This is a genomic window from Enterococcus sp. 1001283B150225_161107_E12 (assembly GCF_015556925.1).
In the GTDB taxonomy this organism is placed as follows: Bacteria; Bacillota; Bacilli; order Lactobacillales; family Enterococcaceae; genus Enterococcus_B; species Enterococcus_B mundtii.
In genome coordinates this window covers 11777-28979 of sequence record NZ_JADNNI010000017.1, presented here as the reverse complement: position 1 = coordinate 28979, position 17203 = coordinate 11777, and the positions used below count along the sequence as shown (strand labels likewise).

12 protein-coding genes are annotated in these 17203 nt (G+C 37.3%); 3 read left to right on the top strand and 9 right to left on the bottom strand.

Annotation, left to right across the window (positions count from 1 at the left end):
• The first annotated feature begins 53 nt into the window (after positions 1-53).
• From pplA to menA, 3 genes are all read left to right on the top strand, one after another.
• Positions 54-992 carry an extracellular electron transfer flavoprotein PplA gene (gene pplA / locus I2F89_RS12200; RefSeq protein WP_086335447.1) on the top strand — a complete coding sequence of 313 codons (939 nt, stop codon included), beginning with the start codon at positions 54-56 and terminating at the stop codon, positions 990-992.
• 228 nt (positions 993-1220) lie between these two features.
• The gene (locus I2F89_RS12195; protein WP_195514412.1) at positions 1221-2318 is read left to right on the top strand and encodes an FAD:protein FMN transferase; all 1098 of its coding nucleotides are present in this window, start codon (positions 1221-1223) and stop codon (positions 2316-2318) included.
• Positions 2319-2330: 12 nt separating this feature from the next.
• Complete coding sequence (gene menA, locus I2F89_RS12190; RefSeq protein ID WP_071867581.1) at positions 2331-3284, top strand: 1,4-dihydroxy-2-naphthoate polyprenyltransferase; 954 nt, start codon at positions 2331-2333, stop codon at positions 3282-3284.
• A gap of 55 nt (positions 3285-3339) precedes the next feature.
• Here the strand turns inward: menA and I2F89_RS12185 are convergent, their stop codons facing one another.
• From I2F89_RS12185 to I2F89_RS12145, 9 genes are all read right to left on the bottom strand, one after another.
• Positions 3340-3963, bottom strand: a complete 624-nt coding sequence (locus I2F89_RS12185) for a hypothetical protein (protein ID WP_074801002.1) — start codon at positions 3961-3963, stop codon at positions 3340-3342.
• Positions 3964-4899: a hypothetical protein gene (locus tag I2F89_RS12180; RefSeq protein ID WP_071867583.1), complete on the bottom strand. Its 936-nt coding sequence runs from the start codon at positions 4897-4899 to the stop codon at positions 3964-3966.
• 59 nt (positions 4900-4958) lie between these two features.
• Positions 4959-8048, bottom strand: coding sequence for a lysozyme family protein (locus I2F89_RS15715; protein ID WP_185953850.1), 3090 nt, complete (start codon positions 8046-8048; stop codon positions 4959-4961).
• A gap of 27 nt (positions 8049-8075) precedes the next feature.
• Positions 8076-10418: a VirB4-like conjugal transfer ATPase, CD1110 family gene (locus I2F89_RS12170; RefSeq protein ID WP_195514411.1), complete on the bottom strand. Its 2343-nt coding sequence runs from the start codon at positions 10416-10418 to the stop codon at positions 8076-8078.
• A complete protein-coding gene (locus I2F89_RS12165; RefSeq protein WP_071867585.1) occupies positions 10415-10765 on the bottom strand; it encodes a PrgI family protein in 351 nt (116 codons plus the stop codon). The genes I2F89_RS12170 and I2F89_RS12165 overlap by 4 nt, the downstream gene beginning before the upstream one ends.
• Before the next feature lie 9 nt (positions 10766-10774).
• Positions 10775-11599 carry a hypothetical protein gene (locus I2F89_RS12160; protein WP_071867586.1) on the bottom strand — a complete coding sequence of 275 codons (825 nt, stop codon included), beginning with the start codon at positions 11597-11599 and terminating at the stop codon, positions 10775-10777.
• 34 nt (positions 11600-11633) lie between these two features.
• Entirely contained in the window at positions 11634-11861 is a 228-nt protein-coding gene (locus I2F89_RS12155) for a hypothetical protein (protein WP_019722809.1), read from the bottom strand.
• 414 nt (positions 11862-12275) lie between these two features.
• Positions 12276-13973, bottom strand: a complete 1698-nt coding sequence (locus tag I2F89_RS12150; protein ID WP_071867587.1) for a VirD4-like conjugal transfer protein, CD1115 family — start codon at positions 13971-13973, stop codon at positions 12276-12278.
• Positions 13974-14027: 54 nt separating this feature from the next.
• Positions 14028-16877, bottom strand: a complete 2850-nt coding sequence (locus tag I2F89_RS12145; RefSeq protein WP_195514410.1) for a hypothetical protein — start codon at positions 16875-16877, stop codon at positions 14028-14030.
• Positions 16878-17203: the final 326 nt, after the last annotated feature.

Sequence of the window (17203 nt, the reverse complement as noted above, 5' to 3'; positions counted from 1 at the left end):
ATAATGAATCACAAGGAATTTGTGGACAAAAAATGAAATGGCGGGGTTAAAAAATGAAGAAAAATCGGTTTGTTACGGGGTTTGCGGTATTAGCATTCTCAACATTATTGCTAGGAGCTTGTGGATCAGATAACAATGATAGTTCAAGTAGTACATCTTCTTCTACTTCTACTGCACAATCTTCTACAACAGAAACTAGTACAACAGAATCATCTAAGGAAATCGTTGCTGGTGGAGAATTACAAGACGGTACATATAAGTTAGAAGAGAAAAACTACTCTAATGGTTACCGTTCAGTCTTTGAAATGGTCGTGAAAGACGGCAAGATCACTGAATCAAATTTTGATTACATCGATGCAGATGGCAAATCAAAACAAGATGACACAGAATACAACGAAAAAATGGAAGAGAAATCTGGTACAAATCCAGAAATGTTCATTCCTGAATTAAATGAGCAATTGCTAAGTGCACAAAGCGCAAGTGGTGTAGAAGTTGTTACTGGTGCGACACATTCATCAGAAAGTTTCCAAAACTATGCACAACAATTGATCCAAGCGGCTCAAGCAGGCAACACAGAAACGATTGAAATCGACAATGGTGCTGAACTTAAAGACGGCACATACAAATTAGAAGAGAAAAACTATTCAAATGGCTACCGTGTACAATTTGAATTGACAGTTGCAGATGGCAAAGTTACTGAATCAAACTTTGATTACATCGATGCAGATGGCAAATCAAAACAAGATGATACAGAGTACAATGAAAAGATGAAAGAAAAATCTGGTACTGACCCTCAAACTTACATCCCAGAATTAAACGATGAACTTGTTTCAGCAATGGGCGAAGAAGATGGTTCTCCAGCAGATGTTGAAGTGATTACTGGTGCAACACACAGTGCACATTCATTCATCATGTACGCACAACAATTAGTGAATGCCGCTGAAAAAGGTGACACACAAACAATTGAAGTCGACAACATTGTGACAAAATAAACTTTGTCCTACAAAAGGCTCATCTGCCTTTACGATAATACTTTTGGAGATGTGGCAACTGTCACATCTCTTTTTCTATTCTATCTATATAAACGTACATCCCCCGAAAAAAAGATGTTCATTCCTGCCAGATTATATTAGAATACAAAGCATGAGCTTACTTTTTGATTTCACTAAGAGAGTTCTTTTATGTGAAATAAGCAATAGATAAAAAGAAATGAGGAATAGATGTTGAAGAAACGATTACTCCCTTTCGTCTTGCTCTTGTGCCTACTGACTATTGCGGGCTGTAGCACAGATCAAACAACGGAAGGAAAACAAGAGAACAACACTTCACTGCTTTCTGACCCTTACACAGATGAACAATTTTTACTTGGTACTTACGTGCGTATCCGTATCTACGATGAAGGGAAAGAAGACGTATTAAAACCTGCTTTTGACCGTGTCAAAGAGTTGGGCGATAAAATCACGATCAATCAAAGCGGCTCCGAAGTTGATGAAATCAATCAACAAGCAGGAATCCAACCAGTCAAAGTGTCCGATGATGTGTACCGTTTATTAAAACGAGCATATGAGTATAGCGAAGACTCACATGGAGGCTTTGATATGGCAATCGGTCCAATCACACAACTCTGGCGTATCGGTTTCGATGATGCCCGTAAGCCATCACAAGCAGAAATTGATGAAGCATTGAAGTTAGTCGACTACCATAAAGTCCAATTCAATGATGAGGAAAAGACTGTTTACTTGCAAGAAAAAGGCATGATCCTTGATCTAGGGGCAATTGCGAAAGGGTTCATTACCGATGAAGTCGTCAAAGTCTTGAAAGACAATGATGTAACGACTGCGATCGTCGATCTAGGTGGGAATGTCTATGTTCTTGGACACAGTCCTAGAGGAGAAGATCAAGATTGGACAGTCGGTATCCAAGATCCGAATCTTGCCCGTGGATCGATCCTCGGCTCGATCAAAGAAAGAAATAAAACATTAGTCACATCTGGAATTTATGAGCGCTATTTAGAAGTCGATGGCGTGAAATATCATCACTTGTTTGATCCAAAAACTGGTTATCCATTTGACAATGACATTGCTGGTGTCACGATCATCACAGACCAATCGATCGATGGTGACGGACTATCTACTGCCGTCTTCGCCATGGGTGTAAAAGATGGATTGGCTTACATCGAGGATAAACTGAATGACGGAACAGAGGCGATTTTTGTTACAAAAGATGATAAGGTCTATGTGACAGACCCAATCAAAGACTCTTTCAAACTCGCTGAAGATTCAAAATATACCATGGGCAATCGTTCTGAATTAAACTAAGGAGTAACTGATATGACACTAAAAATCTTTTTAGAAGTAGTTGAACTACGTACGAAAGTCGCTAGTGTATTTCCTTTTGCGATAGGGGTTTTATTCTCTATCGCTTTTTTTCACGAAATACAGTGGTTGAACACTTTACTGTTTTTTATTGGTATGCTTGTCTTTGACTTAGCAACTACCGCAATCAATAACTATATGGATTATGAAAAAGCACATTCGGAAATTTATAAATATGAAGAGAACGTCATTGGACGGACTGGTATTTCACCAAAGCTCGTACGAAACATGATTTTGGCCATGATTGCTTTTGTCTTAGTCATCGGTATATTACTGACATTGAGGACCGGTTGGTTATTGTTGCTGATGGGTATGATTTGTTGTTTTATCGGAATCTTTTATACTTTTGGTCCTATCCCTTTATCACGTATGCCATTAGGAGAGATTTTCAGCGGTTTTACCATGGGTTTAGGGATATTTACGATGGTCATCTATATCAACACTCATCGTAGCGATCTATTTGATTTAACCCTATCTTTAACAACTGGCACCTTCAATTTATCTGGCAATATCTGGGCAGTAGCCGCCATCTTTCTTGCAGCACTCCCACTTGTTTTTACGATAGCAAATATTATGTTAGCGAATAATTTACGCGATTTGGAGCGAGATATTGAAAATCATCGGTATACGTTAGTTTTCTACATTGGTCGTCCAATCGGGATCATGCTGTTTCAACTTTTGATGTATGCGTGCTACCTGATTCTTTTAATAGGACTGATCAGTGGTATATTTCAATGGCCGATTCTTCTGGCTTTCTTGACTTTACCAAAAATCCATCTTAATCTCCAACTATTCAAAGAGAGTCTACCGCAGCCTATCAGTTTTAGCTATTCGATCAAAAATATGATTTTGTTCAACAGTAGTTATGCACTTGGTTTATTCGCAACGATTCTTCTCAATCAACTGTAGACATAAAAAACAGGTGGAAATTCTCCACCTGTTTTTTGGTCTATGGATCTACGGTCTATCTCGTTGGTAATGGTGCCCCTTTTGCTAGTGGGTTTCTTGCCAAGCCATGACTTCTTAATGAATCATTGTGTAGTTTTGCTTGGCTACTCGCTCTACTCGTCATTGCGGAAAGTCTCGGCTTTCCATCTGGAGTGCCTCCTTTTTCAGCTGAATTACTTCTAGACAGTAAGGGCTTTTCAGCTGAATTTCGGCCATGGGACATTGAGGCAGTCCCTTGCTCCCTTGTCAGGTGGTCTCTACTAATGACAAGTTTACGTTTGACAAAGTTCCAGGCTTTGGATAAGTTTCCTTTTTCTTTTGGACCTTTGTCTATTAATTTTTCTCGCCCATCTGCGCGATTTTGCTGAAATGTTCTGAATTTTTGCCTTAAAAAATTCCAAGCTCTGGCTAAAATTCCTTTTTCTTTTTGACCTTTTTCTTTTAGATCTTTATTTTTCGGATTTTCTCGTGCTTCTTTACGGTTTTTTCGAAATACTTGGACTTTTCGATATACTTTTATTCCTAATTGTAAAACTTTTTTTACGAATCTATAGAGCCAAATTGGGCCTTTTTGAAACATTCTTTTAAAAATATTCTCGAGCTTATCGATTTCTGGATCTTTATCTGTGTTATTATGCATTTAGGTCACATCTCTTTCTGTTATAGTGACTGTATTGCCCTCTTCATCTGTGGTTTCTTGTGTTCTTGAGGTGTCTGAACGACTCGTCCCATCTTGTGTCATTTGTACAGACTCATAGGGCTTTTCAAATAGAGTGTTCCATTGGAAGCTTCCTTCATTTCCGAGTAACCTGTATTGATTCGCTTCTTCAGTGATTCTAAAAGTGATTGTTTTTTGTAGATTCCCACTGTCTGTTCGATTGACGATAAAGTTGGCACCCTCATGATCAGTATCAAATGAAACAATTCGATACTCAAACGTTACTTCTTCATCTGATCTCCCTTCTTCAATTTTTTTCTGAGTAAATGTGTCTTCTCCAAACACTAACGTAAAGGAACGATTGTTGTTCGTATTTTCCCATGTTCCTTGCATCAAGATATCCATCCACATTTGTGAAACTGCTCGTTGCGCGGCTTCAATCTGTTCAGAAATTTCTGCTTCTAACTGCGCTTTTACTTCTTCTGTAGGATAAAGATACAAATCCTCCCCATCCTCTTCTCGATATAAGATCGTGTTGCCCATCTTGGTTTGTAGGGCAAATTCTTTGGTTTGCTTATTATCGTTTTCTAAAACTACCTGTCCACTTGTATTTAAATAATAGATCCCTGATTCAAACCAATCACTGGAGACTTTATATGTTCCATCAGTTGCTAATTCGATTTCTGTATCATCTGGTAGATTAGAATACCAGGTACCACTGTAGATCGTCGCGTTAAAACGATCTCTTGACTCTGTTGTTGCTTGTTCTTCTGTCGTTGAGTCTGCTGATTGATCTGTATTTGCTTGTGTAGTATTCATTAATGAATACCCCACGAGCCCAGCAACGACAACAACAAATAATCCAAGTCCGATAATTATTTTTTTACCTGACTCTGTTTCTAAAAAATTTTTTAACATACTTCCTCCTTTCAAGATATCCTCTCAACCATCTATCAATTATTTTCAGTGTTATCTTCTTAAGGCAGGCCATATCCTGAAATAACATTACTCCCAATAGCGTAAGTTCTTCTTCTTACTAGATTGTCAGAGTTACCTTCGATGACCTGAATAATATTTCCGCCAGAATATTCAACGATCCCTACATGATCTTTTCCTGTTCTTCCACCAGACCAGTCAAAAAATACAAGGTCGCCAGATTGAGGAACATAGTTTTCATCATGTGTTTTGAACTTATCATTCGTTTCAAACCATTCTTTCATATCAAGAACATTTGCTGTATTCAATACTCGGCCTTGTTCCAAGTATCCCGCTTCATTCGCTATCCAAGAAACGAATACGGCTGACCACTCTATTCGATTGTTGAATCCAGCCCATCGCCAATACTTCTCACCATTCGGATTTCCCAATTCTCTTCTAGCGAGCTCAGCTAATCTGCCTGTATCTGCCATGATATTTCTTGTAACCATTGCGGTATAGAACATATTGCCAAAAACGTAGCGCCAGTTATAGCCCAATCCTTGTGCGACGATATGGTTGAAAGGAATGGTCTGATTATTACTTTTCATTTGTGCATACAAGCGCGCATCTTCAAAGGAATACGGTGCATTTCGATTGATCAGATCATCAAGATACGCTTCGCCATAATTATAGGCTTGGACCGCTGCCAGACCATTGAGATTATTGCTTTGTGCTTTTTTGAGCAGATAAGCAAAATATTCCACGCCTTTTTCAATTGATTCCTCTGGTGTAGTGATTCGTTCTGGAGATGATAGTGCCAGTTGCGCATTCATGATATCTGGCTGAATGGCTTCATTTCCACCAGATTCCACCCATATCATGGATAAAATCGCATTCGTATATGCTTCAATGCCATGTTTACTCGTTTGTTCCGCAACTCTATTTTGCCATTTAGTAACGGCTAATGGGGGATTGATTAGATTCCCTCGTAGCCCGCCACCATTACGCATATATGCTAAGTTGGTATCCGTACTAAAAACTAAATTATTGATATAAATCGCTGGATAAACATCAGGATCTTTATGCCAGAAGCGATATTCTTTCATTGCAACTAATAAATTCCCATCAAACTGATTTCTTGTATAGCCAATCAAATCACCTGCTTCTAAGGTTCTTCCTGGCCTCACTACCGGATCAATATTGACATAATACGCATAATATAGACCTGTATCCGTTTCTATCGCTGTCGTTACAGGCGCTGAACCATCTGTATGACCAGCCTGATAACTATAGTTGATACTTTCCACTGTCTCGAAGGTGGTGGCATAAACAGGGGTTCCAGGTTCTGCTTCCAAAGCGATTTGGTAATGTTGCGTATTGGGATCACGTCCACGATAGCCAAAATTATCCACCACATTTGCATAGCTCATCTTACCAAATGGATTAGCCATGAAAATTTTATCTTCAAAGCGATCTTTCTCCATGATTGGGTAATATTTATCTACTTCATCTTCATCAAAAGCAATGACTCGTCCATAGTAATCATCCTCACCTGAATAACGTATATCCACATAGATATCTACTTCAGGATCCGAATCGAACATTTCACCAATCGTTTGTACATTAATTTTGACGGTAGCAACATCTTTTCTCTCACGTTTTACTTCTGTATGCTCTTCACCTGTTTCTTTATCGACCGTTATCACAACGGTTTCAACTTCTTTGTCCTTTTCAATAACGGTCGTGTAGTTGTAGACCATGTCATGTAACGCGTGGATTTCATCTTTTACAGTGAATACTTTGATTGGTTCAGGTGATAATGGATGTGGTGCCTCATGAAAAACGGCATATGTGCTATCCCTTAATGACCACGGAATCCAGACACCTGTTTTTTCTGCTACTCTTTTTCGATAGGTAGCAATGGCAATATTATCGATATCATAATCTTCAAATTTTGCATTCAAATAGTAGATATAGTTATCTCCGTTGGATATATACATAAATTGCTCTGGGTCCGATTCTATCCCGTTCACTTCAAAATAAACCTCATCATGCTCCGGGTCATCAACTAGTCGATTGTACGTATCATATACCTCTTTGTTTTTATAAGTATCTAACCACGTGACATAGTTGTATGCTTCGGTAATCATCATCGACTCTGTTTTTACGACAAATAAACTTAAAATCGTTGTCCAAAAAGAAACGAAGATCGAAATGATCGCAATAACCACTGCAACAATCAAGATGACTACGATCAATTTCAATAAGATAGGTAACTTTAGAATAATAAGTATGGTGATAAGCATACCAACCAAATTTAAATTACCCTCTTCATCTCGCCCAACTTTATCAATAATCAAGTCTTTGATTTTATTTTTAAAAGGATTTTTAGGCGAAATTTGATCTTTCAACATATTATCTAATTTGGCCCGCATATTCCTTTTAGCTGCAACATTCTTTTTTCCTTCTTTTCGCTTATTGTTTCTTTTCTTTTTTTCAAGCTGTTCATTTTTAGACAGATGTAACGCTCTTTTTTGATTTTTATGACGTATCTTCGATGTAGTAGAGCTAATTTTTTCTTGTTGACCTGCTTGGTTTTCTAGCTTTACTTTACTGATGTATCCTTTATAGGTAGCATTTTTCTTTTGTCGGTCACGAATCTTTTGATGACGCTTCTTTTTATTAAAAATTGCTTGAGTATTCGCTTTTTCTTTTTTTTGTTCTGTGTTGTTATTAGTAACAGAAGCAGGAGCGATGGTTGTATCGACTTTATTAGGGCGCATCATTAAGTCATGTTGCTGTTGCTTTAGCTCATCTCTTCGACTCTCTCGAATTCTTTGTCGGCGACTGATGCTCTGGGTGTTGACCGTTTTACCTTTATCGATGCTATCGAAAGATTCCTTATTCACATTATTTTTATCGTTTTTACTTTGTTTTCTCTGAAAAATTGCTTGTTGCGATTTTCTTTTGATATGAGGATTGTTCCCCTTTAATAACTTCAACAGCTTTTTTCTTCGAGAAGTACTAATGGAATTACCTTTTTTTAAAGATAGTTTACTACCTTTCACTACCATTTTTTTGTTATTTTTGCTAGTAGTTGTAGCGTTCTTACCTGCCCTGTTCTTGTCTAAAATTTTTGAATCAGCCACTTTCCTGTTTCCTTTCCCGTATGCCTATCAAGTTTCTCCAGGTTTCGTTGACATCATCTTATAGAGCTGTGTATCTTTAGGGAAATGATCATAAAAGGGTAACGTTGTATCCCCAAACACCATAAGACCATACCCTTCTGGAGAGTTCACTACGTATTTTTCTTGTTCTTCTGAAATATCAAACAGTCTAACTAGCTGTGTACGGTCTGATTTCGCTTGATTCAACATCATGATAAAATCGCTATTTGACAACATCCGTCGAGCTAAATCGGACAATAGTAAGGTTTCGACGTTCTGGGTAATGCCAGTCGGGATCGCTCCCCATTTTCGTGCACGACTCCATAGCTCAAAGAAGTAATTCTCAGAATATTCATTCGTAAACAAAAGCTGCATCTCATCAATATATAACCACGTGCGAACACCTCGTTCACGGTTGGTCGTGATTCGATTCCATACTTGGTCTAATACAATCAGCATCCCCATCGTTTTCAATTGTTTCCCTAGGTCCTTGATATCATAGATCACTAAACGCTTGGTAATGTCGACATTCGTTTCTGCAGAAAAGACCGACAAACTTCCTTCAATATAGATTTCTAGATCCATGACTAATTGCTTGGCTTCTTCTTCTTCTTGTTCTTTCAAGATATTATAAAAGTCAATGAATGTTGGTGTACGATCATTCAACACTTCATACGTTCGACGACACACACGGTCAATCAATGTTTTTTGTGCCGAACTTAGCCCCAAGGCGCCACCGATGATCAGGTCAAATAACGAAATCAAAAACTCGGATTTTAGCACGACTGGATCAGTATCATCTCCATAGTTCTCATTGATATCCATGGGATTGATCGTTGTCGGTGAATCACTAGAGATTTTGATGATCTCACCGTTGAAATTTTGACCAATGACAGAATATTCTCGCTCAGGGTCAATAATGATAACTTCATCATCTGCATCGCGTAGTAGTACATTGACGATTTCACGCTTGACTGAGAAACTTTTACCAGAACCAGGTGTTCCTAGAACAAATCCATTCGGTGCTTTTAATAATTTTCGATCGAGTGAAAGGATATTTTTTGAAATCGCATTGACACCATAATACTTCCCATTTTCTTGAATCAAATCCGAAATCGTGAATGGGATAAAAATGGCGGTACTCGCTGTTGAAAGTGTTCGATCTAATGGAATCGCATTGATTCCCAACGGTAATGTCGCATTCAAGCCATTTTCTTGCATGAACTCTAATTCAATGAGTTTAAAACCGAAGCGACGAGACACTGAGTTTATTTCATCATGGACTTCAGCTAACTTTTCTTTCGTTGGTGAATGGAAATAGACAGATCCTGTTAGCGCATATAATTTTTGTCCCCTATTTTGCAGATCATCTACCAGACCTTTGGCTTCTGTTAGTGAGTAAGAAAGTTCATAAGAGAGCATCTCAAAGTCATACCCACTTTGTAACGCCTTCTTCTGCTCATCCACTTTTTGTTGTTCCATAAAAGCCAATTTCGTCTTCACTAAATCAAATGCTTCATCTTGATCCATTGGTTCAATATGTAAAGATACAACAATTTCACGAGGAATTTCTAACATTTCAAAAAGAAAAGTATCTGATAATTCAGAAGGAAATTCTTGTAAATATAATGTTTTTGCATAGTGATCATCAATTTTTACGTGGTTTTTGTTTTCTTTAAATTCCATGACTTCAGGTAGTACCTCATCGACTTCTGTTTTAACCGTCTTGTCATTCGTTAATAATATTTCGGAAATCATATGTAATAATTTTATTTTTTCTACCTTTTTTGCTTGACTGCCTAAGCGACTAGCAAACATTTCAAAACGATCTGCTACCATATCTAATTCTTTTTGCGCAATCTCCAATGTAGGATGCTTCTGTACAAAGGTAAATAAGATCGTTTTTTTGAAACCATTTTTTTCTTCATCTAATTTCCTTGAAATGACTTGATTCATTTCTTCACGATATGAATCGAGGAAATCATTTTTTGCTTTGTAATAAAGAACCGATTGCAAATCAGCAAGCGGTCGTTTCTTTTTATAAACAGTTAGTTGTAATTTTGTTTTACTACTCAATGAATTTAAAAAGTCGCAGTATTGAGAGAAAATTTCAATTTGATGATCGTCAGAAGATAATTGATAATTGATATCTTGTAATTCAAGCGTCAATGAATAGGTGAATTCATCGATTTTACAAATACCACTTTCATAAATCTCTTCAAACCTAAATGTATCCCTAAAAGGATCAATATCCTCTTTCTTCTTTGATTTAGGTTTACTAATAAATTCTTTTTCCTCATCTTTTGGTTTTTTAGTTGGTTTTAACGCTTTGAGCGCTTTTAACTTCATCATGTTTCTTGCCCGCCTACATCTTCGATTTCTTTATTTATTTCTTCCTTAGGCTTCTTTTTTCGTGTCCCTGGTGCCACGTGGTATTTGAAAAATTGTTTAAGATAGATATCAAATGTCAAGCCATTTCTCTTAAACCAGCCAAATGAAACGATTGGAATGGATGCAAGAATCATAAACCAACTTGTGATTTCCATAGGAATCTTTAATCCGGCAATGAAAATCAAACTAATCATGACGTTTACTCCAGCTGCAATAGCTAAACAAAGCAGCTGCTTTAAATTCATTCCTGCAATGACCTTTTCTTTATATTCTTTAATATCCTTTGGTACCTTTACCTCAACTGCCATAGTTCCTCCTTACGATGCTGACATCAATGTTTTTGCCCATCCTTTAGTTTTATTTACAGAAAGCAATAAAGCAATCATGTAAACTGTCAAACCTAAAATAATCCCAAAAATTCCTGAACCAACTTCTTCCATGATACGATGGAAGATCGTCGGATAAATCACCAATACTAACGCGATGAATGTTCCCTGTAGACCGAGTGCAGCGAAATTTTTGAAGAAACCCTTGCTCATCACTGAAAACTCTTGGCTTGGTAAGGCACTCATCGGAATTGGCGCCATTGCACAAAATATATACATCTCCAAAAAGCGAAGATAAATGGTGACTTGGACCAATACACGAACAACAAGTGATGCTAAAAATAGGATACACATCACGAGTAATACGACTAATTGTGACCACCAACTTAATTGAGAGACCGCTTGTCTCACTGCATCTGCTGTATCTCTTACAGCTGAAGCATTTCCAATTGTTAAAATCCTAGTGGTTAAATTGCCGGCAATGATAACCATACCATCTAAAATATTTTGAATTCTTAAAATAACTATGTAACAAATGACAAATTTGATCAATGCTTTGATAATCATCTCAAATCCTAACATGGGAGCTCCGCCTGCACCTTCAACTTTCGTTGAGATTTTCTGAAACTCTAAAAGAATAAAAATTGCTAGAATGGATAAAGCAAGTGGCCCAACTACGTGTTGCTGTAGTCGTTCCACTAAACTGTAGGCATCATATATGTAACTTCGTAAATCCATTCCTAAAACATTTTTTAGATCGTCCCCATTAAGAAAGGTCATGATTTGCTCAAAGATAGTCATAATTGCAGATTCCATATGCTATACTCCTACTCTTTCCTTTGCTTAACGATTATGGTAAAAACGATCCAATGTTGAATGAAGTAGCAAACCAACCTGCAGCGACTAGAATCAATCCACCACCAACAATCTGCCAAATCCCTTGTTGTAATTGAGGGCCATTTTTATCTTTTAACGCACCAGCTAGGATAATTGTTCCCCAAATCAACCATAGTCCACCACCAATTAATGTAAACTGTGAAACTAATCCAAATACTTGTTCTAATAATTGTGCATTCATAATTTTGCTAATCTCCTTTTTTTGTAAAAATAATTTTTTATTTTATTTCTTAAATTTAGTATATGCGAAATTCTCTGTTTCCATGTATCAGTTATTTCTTCCATTAGAAATTTTAGAATAAATACGGTCCGTTCCTTTAGTAGATAAACTGGATAATCGCCTATTAGCAAATGAATTTTGTTTTAGGACCAGAACTATCATTTACAATTAACCTTCGATAATAAACCGCCTACATGTTATTATTCTTACTGCTATTTCTATATTGCCTCAACATACGATGAATGAGATGGACAAATTTTATTGTTCTTTTCAGTGCTCCATCCTTTTTAGCTAATAAAAAGCACCACATTCTCAGTCTAACATTCGAATGAAGGTGCTTTCTATTTATTATGAGTGACTCATTGATCGAGCTAGCTAAGCAGATAGATTTCGTTCATACATATAGGAATCTGTCACATCGCCTAACTTCTTATAGTTTTTGTGTTTCACAATATCATATTTCTTTGATAAAAACGGATGGACTCCGCGAATTTTTAAAATACATTCCTGTCCTTTGAGACTTGCCACTTCATCGGGGTCCATCAAGTTCCTTCCTAACTTCTGGAAGTTCTCACTAAAGGAACCATTGCTCCCTTTGGTGACACTTGTATTTCTTTGTTCAATCGTTTGTTTCCCTAGCAATTTTGAGATATATTCGTGCGTACTTTGTTCCATTCCGCCTAAATATAAAAAGACATCACTGGTCCCAATGATCGTTTCCCATGTATCTTTATACAAGGTTTTTAACTGGCTAATATTTTGTAAAATGACATTCGTAGAGATTTCACGACTTCGAATAACCGAAATCACTTTTTCAAAATCAGGAATTTGTCCAATATTAGCAAACTCATCCAAGATACAACGGACATGACAAGGTAATCTTCCCTTATACACGTTATCTGCTTTATAAACTAACATGTCAAACAATTGCTGATACATCATACTCGCTAAAAAGTTGAAACTGGTATCTGTATCAGGCAATAAGATATATAGGATCGTTTTGACATCACCAACTGTATCTAGCTCAAGTGTATCTTGTGAAACAAGTTCCTTGATACTTGGAATATCAAATGGTGACAATCGCACGCCTAGACTGACTAAGATACTTTTCGTCGTTTTATCACCAGAAAGTTTAAAAATCTTGTACTGTGATACCGCAAAATTTGTCGGATCTTTTTGTTCTAACTCATTGAATAAAATATCTAGTGGGCTGACATAGCCAGGCACATCTTCTTCAATATCTGCTAAACGGACTAATTCAATTACGTTTCCTAACGTCCGATCTTCTGCAGTTACTTCTTGGATCAAATAGCTAAAAATGGCCATCAATAAGGCTGTCTCAGCTTTTTCCCAAAAATCATCTCCACCTTTTTTATCTGGGTTAGTCGTATTTTTGATTAGATTGTTCACGATTTTTAAGATATCATCCTCTGTTTGGATATACTGAAACGGGTTGTATTGATGCGTGTCTCTTCGGTTGATCAAGTCAAAAATCTTGATTTGATAACCGGCTTCTTCAAACATTTTGCCTGTTTCGGCTAATAATAAGCCTTTAGAATCACTGACGACATAGGAGGAATGCATTTGCATCAAGTTAGGTTTTACATAAAATCGTGTCTTACCACTACCGGCTCCTCCAACCACAACGACATTTTTATTTCGGTTGAAATTATCGTTTCGTGTAATCTTCATACGTCCTGATAATGATAAGCTTTCGCTCTTCGTCAACAAGATATTGAAGTCTTTTTTCTTATCAAGAAATGCACGGATGTCGCTGTACTTTCCCCATCGTGCACTTCCATATTCTTCATTGGGGCGTGTATTCTTCTCATCAAACGTCTTATATAAGACAAAAAGTACATAGGAGATAGCAGCAACCGCTGCTATCCCTAACGACGTCGGTTCATAAGAAAATTGAGGGGCAAATCTAGAAAGTTCTTCAAATGTTCGGTTGAATGCTGTTAGTAAATTATCTGCAAATGATAAATTCCCAGTATTCTCTGCTAAAAATAAATAACCAATACGATTACCCACATAAAGCAGAATACCAATTACTAACACATGCACTACCATAAGCTGCCGGGAATTTTTCAAATTTTTTTATTTCCTTTCAGTCAAAGTTATTTTTTATAATTGTGTCGTTTTAGCTTTCTTGTTATTATTTTGAATTTGTGTCTGTGCTTGCTGACTACGTGCTCGGTTATTTCGCTCATTTGATAATTGCAATGAGTTTCTTCTTAATGACTCAAAACTTACTTGTCGCCCGATGTCCGGACTCGTACCGGAAAAACTTGCGCGACGTTCGATCGCTGGATTTGCTCTGTTTGTCAATGCGACTGGTTCTTTCGAGCCCGATGGTGTTGGTTCTACTTTCGTTTGTGAGGTGCTTGGTTGAGACTGTGTACTATCTCTCGGTTTCATCTCAATGACTTTCGATTCTTTCGCCGTCTCAGAGGTTCGTTCAGATCTTTCTGTCATTTTTTGTTGCTCATTGGACTGAACATGCTCAGGCGCTTTCGCTTTTTCATCAAGACCTGCGATTACAGATACTTTCTCCCTAAATTCTTTTGAATCTAACGATTGACACTTCCCTAGCTCTTGGCATTCTAGAATTTTTTCGTTAACTTTTTTTTCAAATGCCAAATCCTCTCTTTTGGCTACACGGCTTTCAATTCGTTTGAACACAAATTTGTCTAATAATTGGATACCGATTCCAATACTGACACCAATCAAAGCCACGGCACCTAACTGCATCAAGAATGGGGCAGCCATAGAGGTTGCAAGCATTGGCACTAGCGCAGATAGGGCAAACATTCCACCTATCCCTAGAGCCAGTGGCACAGCCAACATGATAAACAAGGATAATTTATTCTTCATGACATAATCAAACATCCGCTTCGGCGCATGACGGACTGTTTCCCACGCACGTTTGGCTCTTGATTGTTTTTCTTCTATTTCAGCTGTGTTTGCACCTTCTTTGGTTGGTGCTTCCATCGCTACAACTTTGTCTTTGCCTTTGAGATCCTTAGAAGTTAACCCTTCTTTTGTTACTTCAGATTTCGCTATTCCTTCTGCTAATTTTTCATTAACCGGCGTTGCTTCTTTCATTTGTTCCGCTGGCTGTTTTTGTTTTCCAAAAGGTAATTTTTCGCGTACTTTCGACAATCCACGAGCAATTGGACCAAATACTCTTGGGAACTTCTGTACTAACTTATTGAATGCTTGCGGGATTTTCTTCTTCGCATAAATAATTGCTTTTGACCCAAAAAAACTAGCAGCGACAAAACCAACTGCAGCGTTCACAAACTGTTGCCCAAAAACAGCCATAGCTGTAGACGGTAATATGGAACCTACCCATGACATACCTAGTGGTAACATGGCAATCGGCCATAGATTCAGCAACCATCTAGCTGCACGGATTTTTCGAGAATTTCTGAAAAATGATTGTTTTAATTTTGAATGATCTAATTCACTCAACTTCTTCGTTTGTTCTTTTATTCCACGAGTTTCTTCTTGTAAGCCTTTGATATCTTTATCCATCTGCTTGATACTTTCAGCAGATAAATCTTTGGTCATTTTTTGCAGTTTTTCAGGATCAGCCAAAACCGCTTTAAGTTCCTTTAAAAACTGCACATCCTCGGTCGTATTGCTCTGCTTGATCCGCTTCAATAAAACATCGGTATTCTTGTTTTTAGCTTCAATCAAGCCAACTTTTGCTTGAAGATTTTCGACATATGCTTTGATAAGCTCGGCTTTTTTACTTTCCAGATTTTCGCTTACAACAGGTTCTTTTTTAGGTTCTTCCACTATTGGTTTCTGTAGCTTCGTTTTTTCTGGCGCCTCGTTCACGATCACATTGACCTCGATCGGAGGCGGGTTTTTTTCAACACTAGCACGATCGACTTGATCTTTTTTTGGTTCTTCCGCAATCACTGGAGTTGGTTCGCGTTCAATCGTAGGTGTAACAACAGTCGCTTCGCGATCAGCCTTACTTAGGACAACTGCTTCCTTTGCTTGCTCCGCTTTTACTTCTACCGAACGAACAACTTCTATTTCCACCTTATCGGTATAATCAATCAGCCCTTTTGTTTCAGCAATTTCATTCTGAAATCCTTCTTTTATTGCACTAATTGCTTGAAATTTTGATACTAACATTTGTTCCGAATCATTTTTATTTGCCGTAAATTCAGAAAAAGAATTGGAACGTCGCAGTGGTTTTTCAGGCAAAGGTTCTAGTTGATCTGTGTTGATCGCGACCTTCTCTAACTTATCCTTTAATTCTTTTTGGACGATCTCAATTTTTTTAACCTTATCCTCGGCTGATTGGACCTTTTGTTCAAGAACTGTCTTTTTACTTCTCTTTATTTTACCAATTTCAGCCCTTAACTTATTGACCTCGTCTTCTTTTGCTATTAGTCCTGTTCTATGGACGGTCAATTCTTTTTTAAATTCATCTTTTTTGATTAATGCGAGAAAGATTGCTGCATCAACTTGTTGGTCTTTTGTATTCACTTTTAAAACACTTTGACCATCTCCATATTGATTTAATTCTTTTTGATGACTTTCCAGAGTTGCTTGCACTTTTTTTAATTTCGCTTGATCTTCAATATACTTAGCATCGATATTCTGTTGGTCAGAAGAAGTGATAGTTCCAATCCCCTTGATCGTGGCTATGTCCCGTGTCAGACGAATAATTTCTTGTTGTAAATCATTATTTTTCAACTCTTTGGCAATATTTTCTTTCTTCTCATTGACCAATTCCTTAGAAGTCGTATCATAATTTATTTCTTTGCTTTCATTTCTTATTTTTTCATCAATTGGCGATCCAATGATCCTTTTGATAGTCGCTTCGTTGTTATATGAAAATATAGACAGAAATGATTCATTGATGTTACTTTGATTATTTTCTTTAAGCTTATCTTCTCTAAGCTTTCTTTCTGTAGACATATCTTCTAGAGGCTTATCTTCTATAGACATATCTGTCTCACTCCCTTCTCATCTTGATTTACATTATCTCGAATGTCCTGTCATTAGAGATTGACCAGAATAGGTACCAAGACGATTCGTTTGTTTTTGTGCTTGTGACACCCGCGTGTTCAATCGACTATCTTTTGACATGCTTGAATGAACAGACGTACGATCTAGATTGTTTTCTCTTTGCTGTGAAGCTAATTTATGTGAACGTGCAAGTGCTCTCTTTTGTGCCTTTTTTCCCAGCCTTTTTTGATCATTTTTCCAATGAAATTACCAAGTACTTTGGTGACTAACCAAAGTACTTTAAAAACTAAAGATAACACTTTGAA